General features: G+C 33.9%; 17 protein-coding genes. 13 read left to right on the top strand and 4 right to left on the bottom strand.

Annotated features, from left to right (window positions below; all coding sequences use genetic code 11):
- The 6 genes from ACE01P_RS17270 to uvrB all read left to right on the top strand — a co-directional run.
- Positions 1-204 (top strand): RidA family protein (locus tag ACE01P_RS17270; protein WP_379700127.1); only part of this gene is annotated, 204 nt, incomplete at its 5' end.
- Between the two features lie 116 nt (positions 205-320).
- Entirely contained in the window at positions 321-983 is a 663-nt protein-coding gene (locus ACE01P_RS17265) for a thiamine diphosphokinase (RefSeq protein WP_379700126.1), read from the top strand.
- Between the two features lie 137 nt (positions 984-1,120).
- The gene (gene rlmF, locus ACE01P_RS17260) at positions 1,121-2,062 is read left to right on the top strand and encodes a 23S rRNA (adenine(1618)-N(6))-methyltransferase RlmF (RefSeq protein WP_379700125.1); all 942 of its coding nucleotides are present in this window, start codon (positions 1,121-1,123) and stop codon (positions 2,060-2,062) included.
- An 80-nt stretch (positions 2,063-2,142) separates the two neighbouring features.
- A complete protein-coding gene (locus ACE01P_RS17255) occupies positions 2,143-2,379 on the top strand; it encodes a uroporphyrinogen decarboxylase (protein ID WP_379700124.1) in 237 nt (78 codons plus the stop codon).
- A gap of 84 nt (positions 2,380-2,463) precedes the next feature.
- Positions 2,464-3,402: an alpha/beta fold hydrolase gene (locus tag ACE01P_RS17250; protein ID WP_379700123.1), complete on the top strand. Its 939-nt coding sequence runs from the start codon at positions 2,464-2,466 to the stop codon at positions 3,400-3,402.
- Between the two features lie 157 nt (positions 3,403-3,559).
- Entirely contained in the window at positions 3,560-5,551 is a 1,992-nt protein-coding gene (uvrB, locus tag ACE01P_RS17245; RefSeq protein ID WP_379700122.1) for an excinuclease ABC subunit UvrB, read from the top strand.
- Here the strand turns inward: uvrB and ACE01P_RS17240 are convergent.
- A complete protein-coding gene (locus tag ACE01P_RS17240; RefSeq protein WP_379700121.1) occupies positions 5,548-5,949 on the bottom strand; it encodes a TerB family tellurite resistance protein in 402 nt (133 codons plus the stop codon). The genes uvrB and ACE01P_RS17240 overlap by 4 nt on opposite strands.
- Before the next feature lie 57 nt (positions 5,950-6,006).
- Between ACE01P_RS17240 and ACE01P_RS17235 the strand changes: the two genes are divergently transcribed.
- The 4 genes from ACE01P_RS17235 (at position 6,007) to ACE01P_RS17220 (ending at position 9,464) form a co-directional block, all read left to right on the top strand.
- Positions 6,007-6,804 carry an alpha/beta hydrolase gene (locus ACE01P_RS17235; RefSeq protein ID WP_379700120.1) on the top strand — a complete coding sequence of 266 codons (798 nt, stop codon included), beginning with the start codon at positions 6,007-6,009 and terminating at the stop codon, positions 6,802-6,804.
- A gap of 29 nt (positions 6,805-6,833) precedes the next feature.
- Positions 6,834-7,844, top strand: a complete 1,011-nt coding sequence (locus ACE01P_RS17230) for a dipeptide epimerase (protein WP_379700119.1) — start codon at positions 6,834-6,836, stop codon at positions 7,842-7,844.
- Position 7,845: 1 nt separating this feature from the next.
- Positions 7,846-8,874, top strand: a complete 1,029-nt coding sequence (locus ACE01P_RS17225; RefSeq protein WP_379700118.1) for an aminotransferase class I/II-fold pyridoxal phosphate-dependent enzyme — start codon at positions 7,846-7,848, stop codon at positions 8,872-8,874.
- A 122-nt stretch (positions 8,875-8,996) separates the two neighbouring features.
- A complete protein-coding gene (locus tag ACE01P_RS17220; RefSeq protein ID WP_379700117.1) occupies positions 8,997-9,464 on the top strand; it encodes a DUF1456 family protein in 468 nt (155 codons plus the stop codon).
- Positions 9,465-9,609: 145 nt separating this feature from the next.
- Here ACE01P_RS17220 and ACE01P_RS17215 read toward each other — a convergent pair whose 3' ends face one another.
- Positions 9,610-10,323 (bottom strand): LytR/AlgR family response regulator transcription factor, encoded by a 714-nt coding sequence (locus ACE01P_RS17215; RefSeq protein WP_379700116.1) that lies wholly within the window; start codon positions 10,321-10,323, stop codon positions 9,610-9,612.
- A gap of 3 nt (positions 10,324-10,326) precedes the next feature.
- Entirely contained in the window at positions 10,327-11,367 is a 1,041-nt protein-coding gene (locus ACE01P_RS17210) for a sensor histidine kinase (RefSeq protein WP_379700115.1), read from the bottom strand.
- A 220-nt stretch (positions 11,368-11,587) separates the two neighbouring features.
- Between ACE01P_RS17210 and ACE01P_RS17205 the strand changes: the two genes are divergently transcribed.
- Positions 11,588-12,388 (top strand): DUF5694 domain-containing protein, encoded by an 801-nt coding sequence (locus ACE01P_RS17205; RefSeq protein WP_379700114.1) that lies wholly within the window; start codon positions 11,588-11,590, stop codon positions 12,386-12,388.
- Positions 12,389-12,452: 64 nt separating this feature from the next.
- Positions 12,453-13,250 carry a DUF5694 domain-containing protein gene (locus ACE01P_RS17200; protein ID WP_379700113.1) on the top strand — a complete coding sequence of 266 codons (798 nt, stop codon included), beginning with the start codon at positions 12,453-12,455 and terminating at the stop codon, positions 13,248-13,250.
- Between the two features lie 186 nt (positions 13,251-13,436).
- Here the strand turns inward: ACE01P_RS17200 and sucC are convergent, their stop codons facing one another.
- Positions 13,437-14,630 carry an ADP-forming succinate--CoA ligase subunit beta gene (gene sucC, locus ACE01P_RS17195; RefSeq protein ID WP_144214913.1) on the bottom strand — a complete coding sequence of 398 codons (1,194 nt, stop codon included), beginning with the start codon at positions 14,628-14,630 and terminating at the stop codon, positions 13,437-13,439.
- 415 nt (positions 14,631-15,045) lie between these two features.
- Here sucC and gltB point away from each other — a divergent pair, with 415 nt between their 5' ends.
- Positions 15,046-19,563: a glutamate synthase large subunit gene (gltB, locus tag ACE01P_RS17190; protein WP_379700112.1), complete on the top strand. Its 4,518-nt coding sequence runs from the start codon at positions 15,046-15,048 to the stop codon at positions 19,561-19,563.
- The last annotated feature ends 59 nt before the right edge of the window (positions 19,564-19,622 follow it).

Raw genomic sequence — 19,622 nt, 5'->3', positions numbered from 1 at the left:
TACGAACTAAAACCAGAAAATGTAATGAAAATCACAATTCTAATTGTTGACCATTCTTCAGAAAAACTAAAAATTTGGGAAGAAGAAATCAGTAAAGTGTGGAAAAACAATCCTTTTCCTGCCAGCACATTAATTCCTGTTCCAAAATTAGCACTCGACGGAATGCAGATCGAAGTTGATGCTGTTGCTTTTAAAGCCAATTAAATAAAGACATTTTAGATTTTGGTTTTTTATTTTAAAGATTCCAAAAAATCTAAAATCAGAAATCTAAAATCTACAATGGTAAACCGTACATTTGCACTACATTCAAAAAAACGCTTATGTCATCACACCATATAGTCCGCGACGATCAAGAACCAGCTTTAATAATTGCAAATGGCGCTGCCTGCGACCCAGAATTATTAGGACAATTGTTAGAATGGTCTCCTTTGGTTGTGGTTTTAGATTCGGCTATCGAAAGAGTGATTGAATTAGGCATAAAAGTCGATGTTTTACTGGGCGATTTTGACCATGGTTTTGATCCTGAAATCTATAAAACAACACAATTTCCGATCGAAATCGTTCATACTCCAGATCAGGAAAAAACCGATTTAGAAAAAGCTTTTGATTATCTTATCGAAAGAAAAATTCCTGCCGTAAATGTCGTTTGGGCAACAGGAAAACGCGCCGATCACACCATTACAAACTTGACACAAATTGTTCGTTACAGAGATTTATTAAAAATTGTAATTCTAGACGATCATTCAAAAATATTTCTTTTGCCAACAAAATTCGAGAAATGGTACACCGCAAAAACACCAATTTCACTGATTCCCATTGGTATTGTAAACGGCATTAATTCAACCAATTTAAAATACGAATTAAACGACGATACGCTGACAATGGGCTACAGAACAGGGAGCAGTAATTCTGTCGAAAAAGACGGCATTGTAACCATTACGCATCGTGAAGGAGATCTTCTTTTAATGGAATGTTTTGATTAGAAGCTATTTCCTGCTGTCCACTATATCTTTTGTGTCCGCCGCGGCGGACACAAAAGAATGCCGCTTCCATCAGGGCTAGGGCACTCATTTTCAAAACAAGACTTTCTTGCCTATCTTTGCAGTCGAAATAAAAGAAAATGAAAGCAAACGACAATTCTGAAAAAAACATTTTACACCCAAGAAATCTTCATCGAGAGCGATACGATTTCGAAAAACTAATTTCAAATTGTCCTGAATTAAAAGCTTTTGTTTCAGTAAACAAACACGGAATCGAAACAATTGATTTCAGTAATCCAAACGCTGTAAAAACCTTAAATAGCGCTTTACTGCAAACCTATTACGGAATTCAAAACTGGGATATTCCAAAAAATTACCTTTGTCCGCCAATTCCTGGACGTGCCGATTACATTCATTACATCGCCGATTTATTAGCGGAAAGCAAAATTCCAAACAATTCAGACGTTTTAGGTTTAGATATCGGAACTGGAGCTAATTGCATTTATCCAATTTTGGGAAATGCTATTTACAATTGGAGTTTCGTCGCAACGGATATTGACAAAAAAGCAATTGAAAACTGTAGTAAAATTATCCAAGCCAATCCTAAATTAATTGATGCGATAAGTTTACAACAGCAAACAGAACCTAGATTCATTTTCAAAAATATTATTACGTCAGAGGATCGTTTTACTTTTACGATGTGTAATCCGCCTTTTCATGCCTCTGCAGAAGAAGCCAATAAAAGTGCTTCGAGAAAAGTTTCCAATCTTAATCCGAAAGAAAAAAGAAATACAAATCCTGTTCTAAATTTCGGAGGTCAAAATGCCGAACTATGGTGCAACGGCGGCGAAATCGGATTCATCACACAAATGATTTACGAAAGTGCAAAATACGCTTCGCAGGTTTTGTGGTTTACAACTTTAGTTTCTAAAAAAGAAAATCTCCCAGCGATTTATAAAACTTTGAAGAAAGTAAATGCTGTTTCTGTGAAAACAATCGATATGGCACAAGGTCAAAAAAACAGCCGTATTGTGGCTTGGAGTTTTTTAAATGAAAGTGAAAAACAAAAGTGGTTACTGTAAACAATTGATTTCCAAATCAAAATCTTGATTTTATAATTTACTTTAAGTACATTTATTGTAAACATTTTAAAATCAAGATTATGGCAGAATACATTGGTTATCTAGCATCTGTTTTTATTGTTGGCGGTTTCTTGCTTAAAAACCTCAGAACAATTCGATTTATTAATATGTTTGGCTGTATTTGCTTTGTCATTTATGGTATTTTTCTAAATGATTATCACGATTTCAACCAATGGCTTTGGCCGGTAATTATTCCAAACGCGATTTTAGCTTTTGTACAGATTTATTATTTGACTTCAAAAAACGACAAATCTTAAAATTATGATATTTTAAAATAAAATTCTGATACACTTTTCACCTACTCCAATCGTAACTTTAAGCTGAAATTGAATTTTATTACTATGTTAAAACAATATTCGCGACTTTTAGTTGTATTATTTTTAGTTTCTAGTTGCGCTTCAAAAAAAGCGAAATATGAAGACTATGTTTTTAAAACCCGAAGCGAAGAACTAAAATACCAATCTGCTTACGACAAAGCGTTAAAACTTTGGAATATTCCGTATACCGAAGAAGATGTAAAAACTAGTTTTGGAACAGCGCACGTTGTAATCGCAGGTCCTAAAAACGGAAAAGATTTGGTTTTACTCCACGGAATGGATGCCAGCTCAACCATGTGGTATCCAAACATTAAAGTTCTAGCCAAAAATCACCGCATTTTTGCGATTGATTTTATCACGGAACCGAATAAATCAAACTTAACAGCAAAACCACTTTCATCCGATGATATTGTTGTTTTCTACAACGAGATTTTCGATCATTATAAATTAAAGAAATTCGATATAATCGGCGCTTCTCGTGGCGGATGGATCGCAACATTATTGGCCATTCAGAAACCAAATTCTATTGATAAAATTGTCTTACTGAGTCCTGCACAAACTTTTAAGTTTATAGATAAAGTCACAAAAACAACTTCTGCTTTGATGCTGAAACTTTTTCCAAGCGAAAAGAAATTCACTAAAACATTATCGACTTTTTCAACTCATCCAGAAAATATAAGCCGTATTTACAAAAGACAGTTTTATTTGGCTAATAAATACGCAAAATCAAATTCAAGCATGTTAAAAATGATGCCGTTTTCTAACAAAGAATTAGAATCTATTCAAAATCCTGTTTTGGTTTTAATTGGAGATAAGGATGTTATTAATTCGGAAGAAAGTCTAGAAACAGCAAAGAAACATTTAGCTAACAGTAAAACTAAAATGATAAAAGATGCTGGACATTTTCTAACCATTGATCAGCCAAAAGTTGTAAATGACGCGGTTATTAATTTTTTAGATTAGATTTTTTTTGCCACGAATTACACTAATTCGCACGAATATCATTTTACAGCACACGCAAAAAATTTGTGTAATTCGTGTAATTCGTGGCAAACTTTTGAACAGTTCATTTACATTCAAACTTCGTATCTTTACAAAACCAAATTTTCAGTATACAAAAATGAAATTTCAAGTTTCTTCAGAATATAGTCCAAAAGGAGATCAGCCACAAGCCATACAAAAATTGGCGCAAGGTGTGGTTGACGGAGAGAAATACCAAACATTATTAGGAGTTACCGGTTCTGGAAAAACCTTTACCGTTGCCAATGTAATTGAGGAAGTGCAAAGACCAACTTTGGTTTTGGCTCACAATAAAACTTTGGCTGCGCAATTGTATTCGGAGTTCAAGCAATTCTTCCCAAACAATGCTGTTGAGTATTTCGTTTCGTATTACGACTATTATCAGCCAGAAGCCTTTATGCCTGTTACTGGAGTTTTCATTGAAAAAGATTTATCTATCAACGAAGAACTCGAGAAAATGCGTTTAAGCACCACTTCTTCCCTACTTTCAGGAAGACGTGACGTTTTGGTTGTAGCATCGGTTTCTTGTCTTTATGGTATTGGAAACCCTGTTGAATTTCAGAAAAACGTAATTGAAATTAAAAGAGATCAGGTTATTTCAAGAACTAAATTATTGCACAGTTTAGTTCAAAGTTTATATGCTAGAACCGAAGCCGATTTTAATCCCGGAACTTTCAGAATTAAAGGAGATACGGTTGAAGTTTATCCGAGTTATGCTGACGACGCGTACAGAATTCACTTTTTTGGAGATGAAATTGAAGAAATAGAAGCATTTGACGCAAAAACTTCTCAAGTAATAGAAAAATTTCAACGCTTAACGATTTATCCTGCTAACATGTTTGTGACTTCACCAGAAGTTTTACAAGGCGCAATCTGGCAGATTCAGCAAGATTTGGTGAAACAAGTTGATTATTTTAAAGAAATTGGCAAACATCTTGAAGCGAAACGTTTGGAAGAAAGAACCAATTTCGATTTGGAAATGATCCGCGAATTAGGATATTGTTCTGGAATTGAAAACTACTCAAGATACCTTGACGGACGTGAAGCTGGAACAAGGCCTTTCTGTTTGTTAGATTATTTTCCAAGCGATTATTTAATGGTTGTCGACGAAAGTCACGTAACGGTTTCGCAAGTTCACGCCATGTACGGAGGTGACCGAAGCAGAAAAGAGAACTTGGTTGAATATGGTTTCCGTCTTCCTGCAGCAATGGACAATAGACCTTTGAAATTTGAAGAATTCGAAGCTTTACAAAATCAGGTAATTTACGTTTCTGCAACACCCGCAGATTACGAATTGCAAAAATCGGATGGTATTTATGTCGAACAGATTATTCGCCCAACTGGATTATTAGACCCTGTAATTGAAGTTCGTCCAAGTTTAAATCAGATTGATGATTTGATTGAAGAAATTCAAGTTCGTTGCGAATTAGACGAAAGAGTTTTGGTCACAACTTTAACCAAAAGAATGGCCGAAGAATTAGCCAAATACTTAACAAAAGTAAATATTCGATGCCGTTACATACATTCTGAAGTTGATACTTTAGAGCGTATTGAAATCATGCAGGATTTAAGAAAAGGACTTTTTGATGTTTTGATTGGAGTAAACTTACTTCGTGAAGGTTTAGATTTACCCGAAGTTTCTCTTGTTGCCATTCTCGATGCTGATAAAGAGGGATTTTTGCGTAATAGAAAATCTTTAACACAAACCATTGGTCGTGCGGCTAGAAACGTCAATGGAAAAGCGATTATGTATGCGGACAAAATTACCGAAAGTATGCAGCGAACAATTGATGAAACCAATTATAGAAGAACAAAACAAATCAACTACAACGTAGAAAACAATATTGTTCCGCAGCCTTTAAACAAGAAAATCGAAAGCGCATTTACGAAAAATCCATTGGTTGAATATGAATTAGGGCATCCAATTCCTGTTGCAGCCGAGCCAGAAACAGCTTATCTATCTAAATCGGAATTAGAAAAAATGATTCGCGAAAAGCGTAAAACAATGGAAAAAGCAGCGAAAGAATTAGATTTCCTTCAAGCGGCGAAACTTCGTGATGAAATTAAAAAACTACAGGAACAGCTTGCTTAATTATGCTGTTCCTGAAAAATTTCCAATAATACAATTGGATTAATCATTGTATTTGGTGCTTTTTTCATCATTTCTAAAACACGTTTTACAGCCGAAAGATTTAAACCCATTTCTAAAGCAATCTGCTGAATTGCTTTATGTTCTCTTTCGTGCAAAACGCCGTCAATATGCATCAATAAAGCCAATCTGTAAAACTGATTGATTCTTTGCATTTCTGATTTTATTGGAATTGTTTTGTGTTCTTGATGGAATAAATCCTGAAATTCTTCTTCGTTAATACTCAATTCCAAAGCTACGAGTCTTAAAAAATCAAGCTCACGTTTGTGCAAATGTCCGTCAACTGTGGCGAACATAATCATTTCTAAAAGTAAACTTCTTTTTTCTGCTTCTGTATTCATCAATTTCTTATTTTTAGCTAAAATATTGCTTTTAAATAAAAATACAAAACACGGATAATGAAGAGGATTTTCTTAGCAGTTTTACTTCTATTTACTCTAATTGGAAAAGCGCAAAGTACGGCTTCAAAAAACGTTTCTACTTTTACAATTGAAGCTCCTCAACTTCATACTACAAAAAAAATCTGGATTTATCTTCCTGAAAATTATTCCAAAGACATAAAGAAAAAATACAGCGTTATTTATATGCACGACGCTCAGAATCTGTTTGATGCTAAAACTTCTTATTCTGGAGAATGGAATGTCGATGAAAAATTAGACAGCTTAAAAGCTCCCGTTATTGTCGTAGGGATCGAGCACGGAAATGAAAAACGCATTGACGAACTTACGCCTTTCAAAAATGAAAAATACGGAGGCGGAAATGCTGACAATTACTTAGATTTTATTGTAAAGACTTTAAAACCTTATATCGACAAAAATTACAGAACCAAAACAAAAGCTAAAAACACGATTCTATTCGGAAGTTCGCTTGGCGGATTGGTTTCATATTACGGCGCTTTAAAACATCCCGATATTTTTGGCAAAACAGGCGCTTTTTCGCCTTCTTTTTGGTTTTCTAATGACATTTATACTTTCACCGAAAAACAATCCAAAATCAAGACTAAAATCTATTTTCTGTGTGGTGATAAGGAAAGTGAGGACATGGTAAACGATTTGACTAAAATGAAACGTTTATTAGATTCCAAACGCTGCTATTGTCTTCACCTTGATAAAACGAAAATTGTAAAAGGCGGAGAACATAATGAAAAACTTTGGCGTGATCACTTTGTTGAAGCGCTACTTTGGCTGGGCTATTAACCAAAAAATAAAAAAATACTCCTATAAAAATGAAATTAATTTTAAGAGAATACAATCTAAAACTAAAACATACTTTTACGATTTCTCGAGAATCTATTGACTTTCAGCCTTCGTTAATTGTAGAATTGCAAAGCGATGGTTTTTCTGGTTTCGGAGAAGCTACGTCAAATCCGTATTACCATATTACGGTTCCGATGATGATTGCTGATTTGGAGAAAATTAGATCGATTATTGAAAGTACGGAAGATGAAACTCCAGAAGTTTTTTGGTCAAAAATGCATCCGTATTTGAAAGACGATATGTTTGCTTTGTGCGCTTTAGATTTAGCTTATAATGATTTGTATGCTCGCAAAAAAGGCAAAAAATTATATGAATTATGGAATTATAAAACTGATCATAATCCGTTAACTGATTATACAATCGGAATTGATACGATTGAAAAAATGGTTTTTAAAATGCAAGAACTGCCTTGGCCCATTTATAAAATTAAATTGGGCACAAAGGAAGATATTGCCATTGTAAAAGAACTCAGAAAACATACCAACGCTATTTTTAGAATTGATGCCAACTGCGGATGGACGGTTGACGAAACCATAAACAATGCGGTTGAATTAAAAAAACTAGGCGTTGAATTTCTAGAACAGCCAATGAAAGCCGATAATTGGGAAGGTCATAAAGAGGTTTTCAAACATTCTGTACTTCCTGTAATTGCTGACGAAAGCTGTATTATTGAAGAAGATGTAGCGAAATGTTTCAATCATTTTCATGGTGTGAATGTAAAACTGGTGAAATGTGGCGGATTAACTCCAGGAAAACGCATGATTGAAGAAGCTAAAAAATTAGGCTTACGAACAATGGTTGGTTGTATGACCGAATCGACGGTTGGAATTTCTGCGATTGCACATTTGCTTCCGCAATTGGATTATGTTGACATGGACGGCGCATTGCTTTTGGCAGAAGACATTGCGACAGGTGTAACAATTGAAGACGGTATTATCAATTACTCCAATCTTAACGGAACGGGAGTTACATTGCTTTAAAATGATAGTCGAAAAATTTCCAGATCGAATCATTGAAATTGACCAAAAACAATATTTGTATTTTGGAGGAACTGCTTATTTGGGACTTCCAACAAACCAAAAATTTCAAGATTTAGTAGTTCAGAACATTTTAAAATGGGGAACCACTTACGGAAGTTCAAGAACTGCAAACATCAAATTAAGCGCTTACACTGCGGGAGAAAAGTTCTTAGCTCAACATATTGGTTCTGAAGATGCTGTTACGGTTTCTTCTGGAATGTTGGCTGGAAAATTGGTTTTAGAAAAACTAAAAAAGCAAACGGATTGTTTTTATCATTTGAATGAAATTCACTCGGCTATTCAGATAGAAAATAGTTTTCCTGTTTTTATAAATGAAAAATTGAACGATCGTTTATTAGATTCAAAACCTGAAAAAATAACGATTTTGACTGATGGAGTTCCTTCTTTTCAAACCAAACCTGTTGATTTGTCTTTTTTAAACGAAATTTCAAATCAAAAAGAAATTACTTTGGTTGTTGATGAATCGCATTCATTAGGAATTATTGGCGAAAATGGTTCTGGAATTTATTCCTCTATAGATTTTCCAATAAAAAGAAAAATCTTGGTTTCGTCTCTAGGAAAAGCTTTCGGATTAACAGGTGGCGTAATTGCTTCAGATTCTGAATTTATTCAAGAAATAAAAGAAATCGAGACTTTTACAAGTGCCGCAGGAATGAATCCGGCTTTTGTGCAAACGCTTTCAGATGCTTCTGAAATTTACAAAATACAGCATCAAAAATTGTTGGATAATTTAAGTTATATCGATTCGATTTTAATCCAAAATGAGAACATTAAGTTTGATAAAAACTATCCTTTAATTTACTTATTGCCAACAGAATTAGTTGATACTTTAAAAAACGAAAATATAATTATTGCCAGTTTTAGGTATAAAAAAGAAGCTGAACCACTAAATCGTATTGTAGTAACGTCAAATCACACAAAAGAAGATTTGGATAAGTTGGTTGGTGTTTTAAACTCATATAATCAGTAAAAGTTTGCAACAAATTACACGAATCTTCACGAATTTTTTAAATGCAACTTCTAAATTTAATTTGTGGAAATTCGCGCAATTCGTGGCTAAAAAATAAACCGTACATTTGTAAAAAATAAACGATGACAAATAACGATATACTTAAAAAACTTCGCGTGGCTTTGATGCTCCGTGACGACCAAATAGTTGAGATTTTAGAATTAGTAGATTTTAAAATTTCAAAATCAGAATTGGGTGCTTTTTTCAGAGCTGAAGACCATCCAAATTACATGGAATGTGGCGATCAGATTCTACGTAATTTCCTAAACGGATTGGTAATTCATTTGAGAGGAACTAAAGAAAATCCTAAAAACCCAAATGATGTTTTAGCGAAACATAAAGCTGAAATTCCGAAGAAAGAAAATTCTAAAGAAAGAGCTGAATTTAAAGCAACTCCAAAAGATTCTGAGAAATACAGAGGAGATCAAAATCCTTCAAAATCAGGTTCATCAACTGGGAAACCTAAAAAGAAATCATTCCCAAAAGGAAATGGAAAACCAACTGTAGTAGAAAAAGTGGTTTTCAAAAACGGTAATAAGAAAAAATCTTAACTAGCGATCTAACCGCAAAGAGCGCAAGGTTTTTTACCAAGGATTGTGAATATAAACGCAAAGTTCGCAAAGCTATATGGATAAAGCTTTGCGAACTTTGCGTTTTTATAAAGCACCAAAGACAAAAAACCTTGCGCCTTTGCGGTTAAATCTTATTCTGATCAATTTCATCAAAAAAAGCATCTTTAAAAGTCGCTCCAATTGGCAATTCTTTTCCGTTTACAAAAACAGAAAAATTATCAGTTGATTCTATATGCTGTAATGAAATCACATACGATTTATGTATCTGAATAAAATCTTTTTCTGGAAGCGATTCAATTACATTTTTTAATGACGAATGTGTAATAATTTGCTGTTTTACAGTATGAATGCAAACATAATTCTGAAGGCTTTCGACATACAAAATTTCATTCAAAAACACTTTCTGAAATTTATTCTTTCCATCAGTTTTTATGAATAGGAAATCTGGTCCTGCACTATTATTGCTATTTGAAACTTGTATTTTAGGTTCTGAATTTAGCTTAGAAACCGCTTGATAAAAACGTTCAAACGCAATTGGTTTTAAAAGATAATCAACAGCATTCAACTCAAATCCTTCTAAGGCAAAATCAGGATAAGCAGTTGTAAAAATGACTTTTATATCTTTAGAAATAATTTTAGAAATTTGTAAACCTGTTAATTGAGGCATTTGAATATCTAGAAAAATAACATCAACCGATTCTTTATTTAAAAATTCTAATGCTTTTAGCGAATCATTAAAAACGCCGACTTTCTCCAAAAAATTTACTTTTCCGATATAGTTTTCTAATATTCGAGTTGCAGGCGGTTCGTCGTCGACAATTATACATTTAAAAGCCATAAATTATTTCTTTAGGGGTATTTTTAAGTAAGTTTTAAAGGTATTATTTTCTTCTATTTTTTCAAGAATAAATTGGTCTTTATAGGTGTATTCTAATCTTTTCGTCAAATTATCAAAACCAATTCCGGTTGACGAATAATTCTCTCCTTCGATGAAATAATTGAATGTTGAAATCTCTAGAAAATTGTCTTTTATTCGAATCGAAATAACCGCTTTTTCTTTTTCATTATTAAATTTTCCGTGCTTGAAAACATTTTCAACAAAATGAACCAAAGCCGAAGAAATGATTTTTTCGTTAGAATAATTTCCTTCAACCGTAAAATCTAAAAACAGCTGATCTTCAAATCTTTTCTTTTGCAAATGAATGTAGTTTTGAATGAATTGAATCTCTTTTGAAAGTATCGCTTCATCTTTGTCTGTTTCTGTAATTACGTAACGAAGCAAATCGGAAAGCACCAAAATATCATCGGCCATTTTATCGTCTTTCAGAATCAATTGACTGTAAAAAGAATTCAAGGTATTAAACAAAAAATGCGGACTAACTTGTGCTTTTAACATCTGAAATTCAGCTTTTTTATTTTCTAAAAGCAATTCTTGGTTTTGATGCTGTGCAGTCTGAAATTGCCAAAACAAAAAAGTTAATGCACTTAGAATAACAGCAGGCAATCCGAAGAAAAAATTATCTTTTATGTAATAAGTAATTTCTCTAGTTTCTTCATAGTAATTATGCATTCCGGTAATACTATACATAACGACTTCTTGTAAAAAATAACGAACGGCTGCAAAAAGCAATAATGAAATCGGAAGAGTCAATATATAAATAAGCAGTTTCTTTTTGTTTAAAAACCATTCACAAAAGAAATAAAAATTGAGAATGTAAATAATAAATATTGCCAGTATATAAGTTGGTGTGATTCCGTAATATATTGCTTTTATTACATGCTCTATTTTTCTGTCATTAAGTCCAATATCCCACAAAATATAAGTTAAAAACAATAAGACAAAAAAGACAATGTGATAGTAAAAAGGAATTCTTGATTTCATAGTTTCTGATAATTAACTCAAAAATACAACTATGCCTTAAATAGAAAATTAGATTTATTTAAAACCTGCTTTTTTATTGATGAACTCTCAAAAACGTTACACGAAATTATCCCATCATAAATTTCATGCGTTTATGAAATGAAATCCCATGTTCATCAAAAACAAAAAATAGAGCTCAAAAGACGGAATACATTTGCCATGAATTTAAAAACAAACCATCATGCAAAAAATCATTTTATTATTGGCTTTTATCCTTTTCAACAACGTTTCGGCTCAAACAAAGAAAAAACAAATATTATTAATAGGCACTTTTCATTTTCAAAATCCTGGACTTGATATTGCTAAAACAAACACTTTTAATGTGATGTCTGAAAAAAGCCAAAAAGAGCTAGAAAACATCTCAGAGAAAATTAAAAAATTTGGTCCCGATAAAATCTTCGTAGAATGGGGATACGATAAGCAAGACAAATTAAATAAACTTTATGCTCGAAACTCAGATAGTTTACTTGGTAAAAAAGCAGACGAAAGAGTGCAATTGGCTTTGAGAACTGCTAAAAAATTAGGCCATAAAAAATTATACGCTATTGATTATAACAAAACTCATTTTCCTTATGACAGTCTAACCAAAGGAATGAAAGAAGCAAATCAAGAGGATTTAATGAAAAAAAATCTGGAATCGACGACGCAATTTGAAAAGTCTTTTAATGAAAATATTAAAAAATACAATTTAACTGAACTTCTCATCGATTTCAATACAAAAAAATTCATCAATCAAGATTTGCAGTGGTACATGGAAACCGCACTAAGAGCAGGAAAAACTGACAATTTCGTTGGCGCTTTTTTAGTTTCCGAATGGTACAAAAGGAATTTATACATGTATTCTTTAATTCAGAAATTAACAGATAGCAAGGATGAAAAAATAATGGTTTTATTAGGTGCCAGCCACGCTGCTATAATTAGAGATTTTATAGCGCACGATCCTACATTCGAAATTGTAGAATTATCAACTGTTTTGAAATAGTAATTTTCTAACCATATCATTAAACTTTTTCTACAATATACATTATCCATAAAAACAAAAAATCATGAAAAAATTCATTCTATTATTAGCTCTTATTACATTTAACATAACATCTGCTCAAACGAAGAAAAAACAGATTTTATTGGTCGGAACGTTTCATTACGCCAATCCTGGTCTTGATGTTGCTCAACTAAATAGTTTCAATATCATGTCTGAGAAGAGCCAAAAGGAACTCGAAATAATGAGTGACAAAATCAAAAAATTTGGCCCAGATAAAATTTTTGTAGAATGGGAGTTTAACGAACAAGCCGATTTAGATAAGTTTTACAATAAAAATGCCGACAGCCTTTTTAAAACTAACAAAAACGAAATAACGCAATTGGCGCTTCGCACGGCTAAAAAACTGAATCATAAAAAATTATACGGAATGAATCTCTATACTTCTTTTCCTTATGATAGTTTAATGATGTCAATGGAAAAAGCAAATCAACAGGATTTATTGAAAAGAAATAGTGAGTGGAAAAAAAGGAATGAAAAAGATCATAATGAAAGAATAACAAAAAGTTCGTTACAAGAACTTATGCTACATTACAATAAAAAAGAAACCGAAAATAAAAACATCCAATGGTATTTGGAAGTAGCAAATAGAGCTGGAAATCCAGATGATTTTATAGGGGCTTCTTTGGTTTCAAATTGGTACAAAAGAAACTTATACATGTATTCTCTAATTCAGAAATTAACTGAAAGTACCGATAATAAAATAATGGTTTTAGTGGGCGCTGGTCATGCTGCATTGATTAGAGAATTCATAATGCACGATCCAACATTTGAAATTGTGGAATTGTCCACTGTTTTGAAATAGTATTTTTTTAACCGCAAAGAGCGCAAAGATTTACGCAAAGTTCGCAAAGTTATTTGAACATAGCTTTGCGAACTTTGCGTTTTTATCAAGCCATAAAGATAAAAATCTTAGCGTACTTTGCGGTTAAAAAAAAATCCACTCCGCAAACGGAATGGATTTTCTATATAAATTGATTTCTTATTTTAATTAAGAAAGAGCAGCTTTAACTTGGTCAGCAGCTTCTTGGAATTGAACTGCAGATAAGATTGGCATACCAGAGTTGTCAATTAATTCTTTTGCAATTTCAGCATTTGTTCCTTGCAAACGAACGATAATTGGCACATTGATAGCGTCTCCCATGTTTTTGTAAGCATCAACAACACCTTGAGCAACACGGTCACAACGAACGATTCCTCCGAAGATGTTAATCAAGATAGCTTTTACGTTTGGATCTTTCAAGATAATTCTGAAAGCTGTTTCAACACGCTTAGCATCAGCAGTTCCTCCTACGTCAAGGAAGTTAGCAGGCTCAAAACCAGCATATTTAATTAAATCCATAGTTGCCATAGCTAGACCAGCTCCGTTTACCATACATCCTACAGTACCGTCAAGGTCAACATAGTTAAGACCAACTTCTTTAGCTTCAACTTCGATTGGATTCTCCTCACGGATATCTCTCATTTCAGCATATTTAGGTTGTCTGTATAAAGCGTTATCGTCGATATTTACTTTAGCATCTACAGCTAAGATTTTGTTATCAGAAGTTTTTAATACAGGGTTGATTTCAAACATAGAAGCATCAGAACCAATGTAAGCATTGTAAAGTGCGTCGATGAATTTCACCATTTCTTTGAAAGCATTTCCAGAAAGCCCTAAGTTAAAAGCAATTCTTCTAGCTTGGAAACCTTGTAAACCTACAGAAGGATCAACTTCTTCAGTAAAGATTAAGTGTGGAGTGTGCTCAGCAACTTCTTCGATATCCATTCCACCTTCAGTAGAATACATAATCATGTTGCGTCCTGTACCTCTATTCAATAAAACAGAAACATAAAATTCAGAAGTTTCGCTTTCTCCAGGATAGTAAACATCTTCAGCTACTAATATTTTGTTAACTTTTTTACCTTCAGGCGGAGTCTGAGGAGTAATTAACTGCATTCCGATGATTTGTTCTGCTAATTCTTCAACTTGTTGTAAGTTTTTTGCCAGCTTAACTCCACCTCCTTTTCCACGACCACCTGCGTGAATTTGTGCTTTAATTACATGCCATCCTGTTCCAGTTTCGGCAGTTAATTGTTTTGCAGCGGCCACAGCTTCAACTGCATTATTAGCCACGATTCCGCGTTGTACGCGTACTCCGTAACTCGCTAAAATTTCTTTTCCTTGATATTCGTGTATGTTCATAATATAGAATTTGTCTGGTTCTGAATTTATTTCAGAATAAAAGTGCGACAAAAGTAGCAAAATTCAACTTAAAAGTAAAATCTTTTTTAAATTAATAACTACACCTTAATTGATTCTTCATCTATTTAAATCGAAAGAAAAAAAATCATTAAACAATTGTATCTAAAAAGTTAACACAAAACCGCTAAAACGTTTGATATTTAACAAAAACTTCACTAATATCAATACCTTAGCGACGATTTTTCTTAATATATTTTAATCGCAATTGTCATTTTGATAATTCGCAATGCTTTATATGATAATTTTATCATTTAAGAACCGTTTTTCTAATATTCCTATAAAAATGAAAGCGAATCGATAATTTCAATACATTATGTTTAACGAAATCTTTATTTTTGTAAAAAAAATATCAAGAATGAGAGTTAAAGAACAAGGGCTTTATCTGCCTGAATTTGAACACGACAATTGTGGTGCAGGATTTATTTGTAATTTGAATGGTATTAAGTCAAATGATATTATTCACAAAGCATTAGACATCTTAATTAAATTAGAACATCGTGGTGCCGTTAGTTCTGATGGAAGAACTGGAGACGGAGCCGGAATTTTATTCGACATTCCTCATGATTTTTTTAAGAAAGTTTGTGACTTTGAAATCCCTGAAACGCGTGAGTATGCAGTAGGAATGGTTTTTTTACCAAAAAGCAAAAACCAAGTTTCTTTTTGCATTAATGCATTTGAGGCAACTATTAAAGACCAAAACTTAAAAGTTTTAGGTTGGAGAGATGTGCCAGTTGACGTTGAAAATTTAGGGCAAATCGCCGCAGAAAAAGAACCAACAGTTAAACAAGTTTTCGTTTCTAAAAACGGTCAGGATTTAACTGAAAATGAATTTAATGCAAAACTTTTTGCAGCTAGAAAAATTGCTGAACATGCCGTAAGAGGATCTAAAACTTCTGAAAGCCACATGTTTTATTTTACTAGTTTATCGACAACTACTATAATATATAAAGGTCTATTGATGCCAGAAGACATCAGCCGTTATTATATAGATTTGAAAGATCCAGACTTGGTGACGCGTCTTGCGCTTGTACACCAACGTTTCTCTACAAATACATTCCCATCTTGGGACTTAGCTCAACCGTTTAGATACATGTGTCATAATGGTGAGATCAACACACTTCGTGGAAACGTAAGCCGTATGCGTGCTCGTGAAGAGCTTATGCAAAGCAAAGTTTTTGGCGATGATATCAAAAAATTATTCCCAATTATCTTAGAAGGAAAATCAGATTCTGCTTCTATGGATATGGTGGTTGAACTTTTATTAATGACTGGCCGTTCTCTTCCTGAGGCAATGATGATGGTGGTTCCTGAAGCTTGGGAAAAACACCAAACAATGTCTGACGAGAAAAGAGCTTTCTATGAGTTCAACGCTTGTATCATGGAGCCTTGGGATGGTCCTGCTTCTATTCCGTTTACAGATGGTAACGTAATTGGTGCTTTATTGGATAGAAATGGTCTTCGTCCTTCTCGCTATACTTTAACGCATAGCGGATTCGTAATTATGTCATCTGAAATTGGTGTCTTAGACATCGATCCAGAAGATGTAATTCAACACGGTCGTTTAGAGCCAGGAAAAATGTTCTTGGTTGATATGAATGAAGGTCGTATCATCGAAGACGAGGAAGTTAAAAAAGCGATTGTAACAAAACGTCCTTACCAACAATGGGTTCAGGAAAACTTATTGCCACTTGCTAAAGTTCCTTACACCAACAACCCTACTCCTGTTGAAAAATTAGATTTCTTAACAAGACAGCGTTTGTTTGGTTATACAATTGAAGATTTAAAAACAATCATCAACCCAATGGGTAGCGACGGAGCTGAAGCAATCAGTTCTATGGGTAACGATACGCCTTTGGCAGTTTTATCTGATCAACCACAATTGTTATACAACTACTTCAAACAATTGTTTGCTCAGGTTACAAACCCACCGTTGGATGGTATTCGTGAAGAAATCATTACAGATATCAGTTTAGCAATTGGAGGAGATTTCAATATTTTCGAAATCGAATCGAAACAATGTAAAAAATTAAAAATCCAAAATCCAGTTATTTCTAATGAGGATTTGGATAAAATTAGAAATATCGATCACGCAGATTTCAAATCGGCTACGATTTCTACTTTATATAAAATAGAAAAAGGAGTTAATGGTTTAGAAAGAGCATTAGAAAAATGTGTTCAGGCTACTTTTAAAGCAGTTGAAGAAGGATGTAACATCATTATCTTGTCTGATAGAGGTGTAAGCGAAGAATTGGCTCCAATTCCGATGTTATTGGCTTGTTCTTACATTCACCACTCATTAAACATTTTACAAGTTCGTTCTAAATTCGGAATCATCATCGAATCTGCTGAACCACGCGAACCTCATCATTTTGCTTTATTGTTTGGATATGGTGCAAGTGCGATCAATCCTTACATGGTAAACGAAATCATTCACGATCAAGTTGAAAAAGGTTTCATTACAAAAGTAAAAGCTGATTATGCAGTTGTTAACTACAACAAAGCAATCGCAAAAGGAATCGTAAAAATCATGAACAAAATTGGTATCTCTACTTTACATTCGTACAGAGCTGCTCAAATTTTCGAGATTTTAGGATTAAACAAAACATTTACATCTAAATATTTCCCTTACACGCCTTCTAGAATTGAAGGAATTGGTTTAATGGAAGTGGAAAAAGAAGTAAAAAAACGTTTCCAAAAAGCTTTCCCAAATTCAAAAATTGCAAACTTGCTTTCTCTTGAAATTGGAGGTATTTACAGATGGAGACGTGGTGGAGAAAAACACATGTTTAACCCAACTACGATTTCTAAATTACAACAAGCAGTTCGTTTAAACAGCCCAGAAAGCTATAAAGAATATGCTAATGCTGTAAACGAGCAAAGCTCAAACTTAATGACTATTAGAGGTTTATTTGAATTCAACAATTTAGATCCAATTTCTATTGATGAAGTGGAACCTTGGACAGAAATCGTTAAGAAATTCAAAACTGGAGCAATGTCTTACGGGTCTATCTCTAGAGAAGCGCATGAGAACTTAGCGATTGCGATGAACAGAATTGGCGGAAAAAGTAACTCTGGAGAAGGTGGAGAAGATCCAAAACGTTTCCAGAAAGAAATTAACGGAGATTCAAGAAACTCTGCAATCAAACAAGTTGCTTCAGGACGTTTTGGTGTTTCGATCAACTATTTGACAAACGCTAAAGAAATTCAAATCAAAATGGCTCAGGGAGCAAAACCTGGAGAAGGTGGACAGTTACCTGGAGAAAAAGTAGTGCCTTGGATTGCTGAAACCAGAAACTCTACTCCTTATGTAGGTTTGATTTCGCCTCCGCCTCACCACGATATTTACTCTATTGAGGATTTATCTCAGTTGATTTATGATTTGAAAAATGCAAACCGTGAAGCTCGTATCAACGTAAAATTGGTTTCTGAAGTTGGAGTTGGAACAATCGCTGCCGGTGTTGCAAAAGCAAAAGCTGACGTTATCTTAATCTCTGGTTATGATGGAGGAACTGGTGCTGCACCATTAACTTCATTACAACACACAGGTATTCCATGGGAACTTGGTTTAGCTGAAGCACAACAAACACTTATCTTGAATGACTTAAGAAGCCGTGTGGTTTTAGAATGTGACGGACAATTGAAAACAGGACGTGACGTTGCTATCGCCGCTTTATTAGGTGCTGAAGAATTCGGATTTGCTACTGCTCCGCTTGTAGCTTCTGGATGTATCATGATGAGAGCTTGTCACTTAAATACTTGTCCAGTTGGTATTGCAACTCAGGATCCAGAATTGAGAAAAAATTTCAAAGGAACTCCAGAGCACGTAATCAACTTCATGTATTTTATTGCTGAAGAGTTAAGAGAGATCATGGCTCAGTTAGGTTTCAGAACTTTAAAAGAAATGGTAGGTCAGTCTCAAAAATTAAACGTAGACAAAGCTATCAAACATTATAAAGCTAATGGTTTAGACTTATCGACTATTCTATACAAACCGGAAAAAGCGAAACATGTGCCAATTCACAATACTACAGAACAAGATCACGCTCTTGAAAACGTACTGGATTTCGACATCATCAAAGAAGCTATTCCGTCTATTTATAGAAAAGAGAAAACGAGAGTTACTTTCAAAATCAAAAATACAGACCGTTCTGTAGGTGCGATTTTGAGTAACGAAATCTCAAAAATTTATGGCGCACAAGGATTACCAGATGACACTATTTTAGTTGATTTTGAAGGTTCTGCCGGACAAAGTTTTGGTGCATTTGCAACAAACGGATTGTCATTTAAAATTCACGGAAACTGTAATGATTACTTAGGAAAAGGTCTTTCTGGAGGAAAACTAATTGTAAAAGTACCTCCTACTGCGACTTTCAAACCTGAAGACAACATCATTATTGGGAACGTTGCCCTTTACGGAGCTATTACCGGAGAGGCTTATATTAATGGTATCGCAGGAGAGCGTTTCTGTGTGAGAAACTCTGGAGCAACAGCAGTTGTAGAAGGAATTGGAGATCACGGATGCGAGTACATGACAGGTGGTACAGTTGTAGTTTTAGGAAAAACTGGAAGAAACTTCGCTGCTGGTATGAGCGGTGGTGTAGCTTACATTTACGATCCGAACAAGAAATTCGATTCGACAGTTTGTAACATGGAAATGGTTGCATTCGATCCGTTGGAAGAAGAGGACGTTACTAAACTAAGAAAACTGATCAAAAACCATTCATTGTACACAAGCAGTCCATTAGCTAAGAGAATTTTAGCAGACTGGGAAAATGAACAACAGCACTTCGTAAAAGTAATGCCAACAGATTACAAAAAAGCATTAAAACGAATTGCAGAAGAAAAACAAATAGAAGAATTAATAGCTAATTAAGAGGTTCTGAGGTACAAAGGTGCAGAGGTGCTAAGTTTTTAAACTTCACCTCTCACATT

The sequence above is a fragment of the Flavobacterium sp. HJSW_4 genome (assembly GCF_042436695.1).
Taxonomy (GTDB): Bacteria; Bacteroidota; Bacteroidia; order Flavobacteriales; family Flavobacteriaceae; genus Flavobacterium.
Note: the sequence above shows the minus strand (reverse complement) of the source record. Positions and strands in the feature narration are given on the sequence as shown.

Coding starts and splice junctions, on each gene's coding strand:
- ACE01P_RS17205 (WP_379700114.1), top strand. CDS start 11,588: ATGCAAAAAATCATTTTATTATTGGCTTTTATCCTTTTCAACAACGTT.
- ACE01P_RS17225 (WP_379700118.1), top strand. CDS start 7,846: ATGATAGTCGAAAAATTTCCAGATCGAATCATTGAAATTGACCAAAAA.
- ACE01P_RS17250 (WP_379700123.1), top strand. CDS start 2,464: ATGTTAAAACAATATTCGCGACTTTTAGTTGTATTATTTTTAGTTTCT.
- rlmF (WP_379700125.1), top strand. CDS start 1,121: ATGAAAGCAAACGACAATTCTGAAAAAAACATTTTACACCCAAGAAAT.
- ACE01P_RS17215 (WP_379700116.1), bottom strand. CDS start 10,323: ATGGCTTTTAAATGTATAATTGTCGACGACGAACCGCCTGCAACTCGA.
- ACE01P_RS17235 (WP_379700120.1), top strand. CDS start 6,007: ATGAAGAGGATTTTCTTAGCAGTTTTACTTCTATTTACTCTAATTGGA.
- sucC (WP_144214913.1), bottom strand. CDS start 14,630: ATGAACATACACGAATATCAAGGAAAAGAAATTTTAGCGAGTTACGGA.
- ACE01P_RS17255 (WP_379700124.1), top strand. CDS start 2,143: ATGGCAGAATACATTGGTTATCTAGCATCTGTTTTTATTGTTGGCGGT.
- ACE01P_RS17230 (WP_379700119.1), top strand. CDS start 6,834: ATGAAATTAATTTTAAGAGAATACAATCTAAAACTAAAACATACTTTT.
- uvrB (WP_379700122.1), top strand. CDS start 3,560: ATGAAATTTCAAGTTTCTTCAGAATATAGTCCAAAAGGAGATCAGCCA.
- ACE01P_RS17210 (WP_379700115.1), bottom strand. CDS start 11,367: ATGAAATCAAGAATTCCTTTTTACTATCACATTGTCTTTTTTGTCTTA.
- ACE01P_RS17240 (WP_379700121.1), bottom strand. CDS start 5,949: ATGAATACAGAAGCAGAAAAAAGAAGTTTACTTTTAGAAATGATTATG.
- ACE01P_RS17220 (WP_379700117.1), top strand. CDS start 8,997: ATGACAAATAACGATATACTTAAAAAACTTCGCGTGGCTTTGATGCTC.
- ACE01P_RS17265 (WP_379700126.1), top strand. CDS start 321: ATGTCATCACACCATATAGTCCGCGACGATCAAGAACCAGCTTTAATA.
- gltB (WP_379700112.1), top strand. CDS start 15,046: ATGAGAGTTAAAGAACAAGGGCTTTATCTGCCTGAATTTGAACACGAC.
- ACE01P_RS17200 (WP_379700113.1), top strand. CDS start 12,453: ATGAAAAAATTCATTCTATTATTAGCTCTTATTACATTTAACATAACA.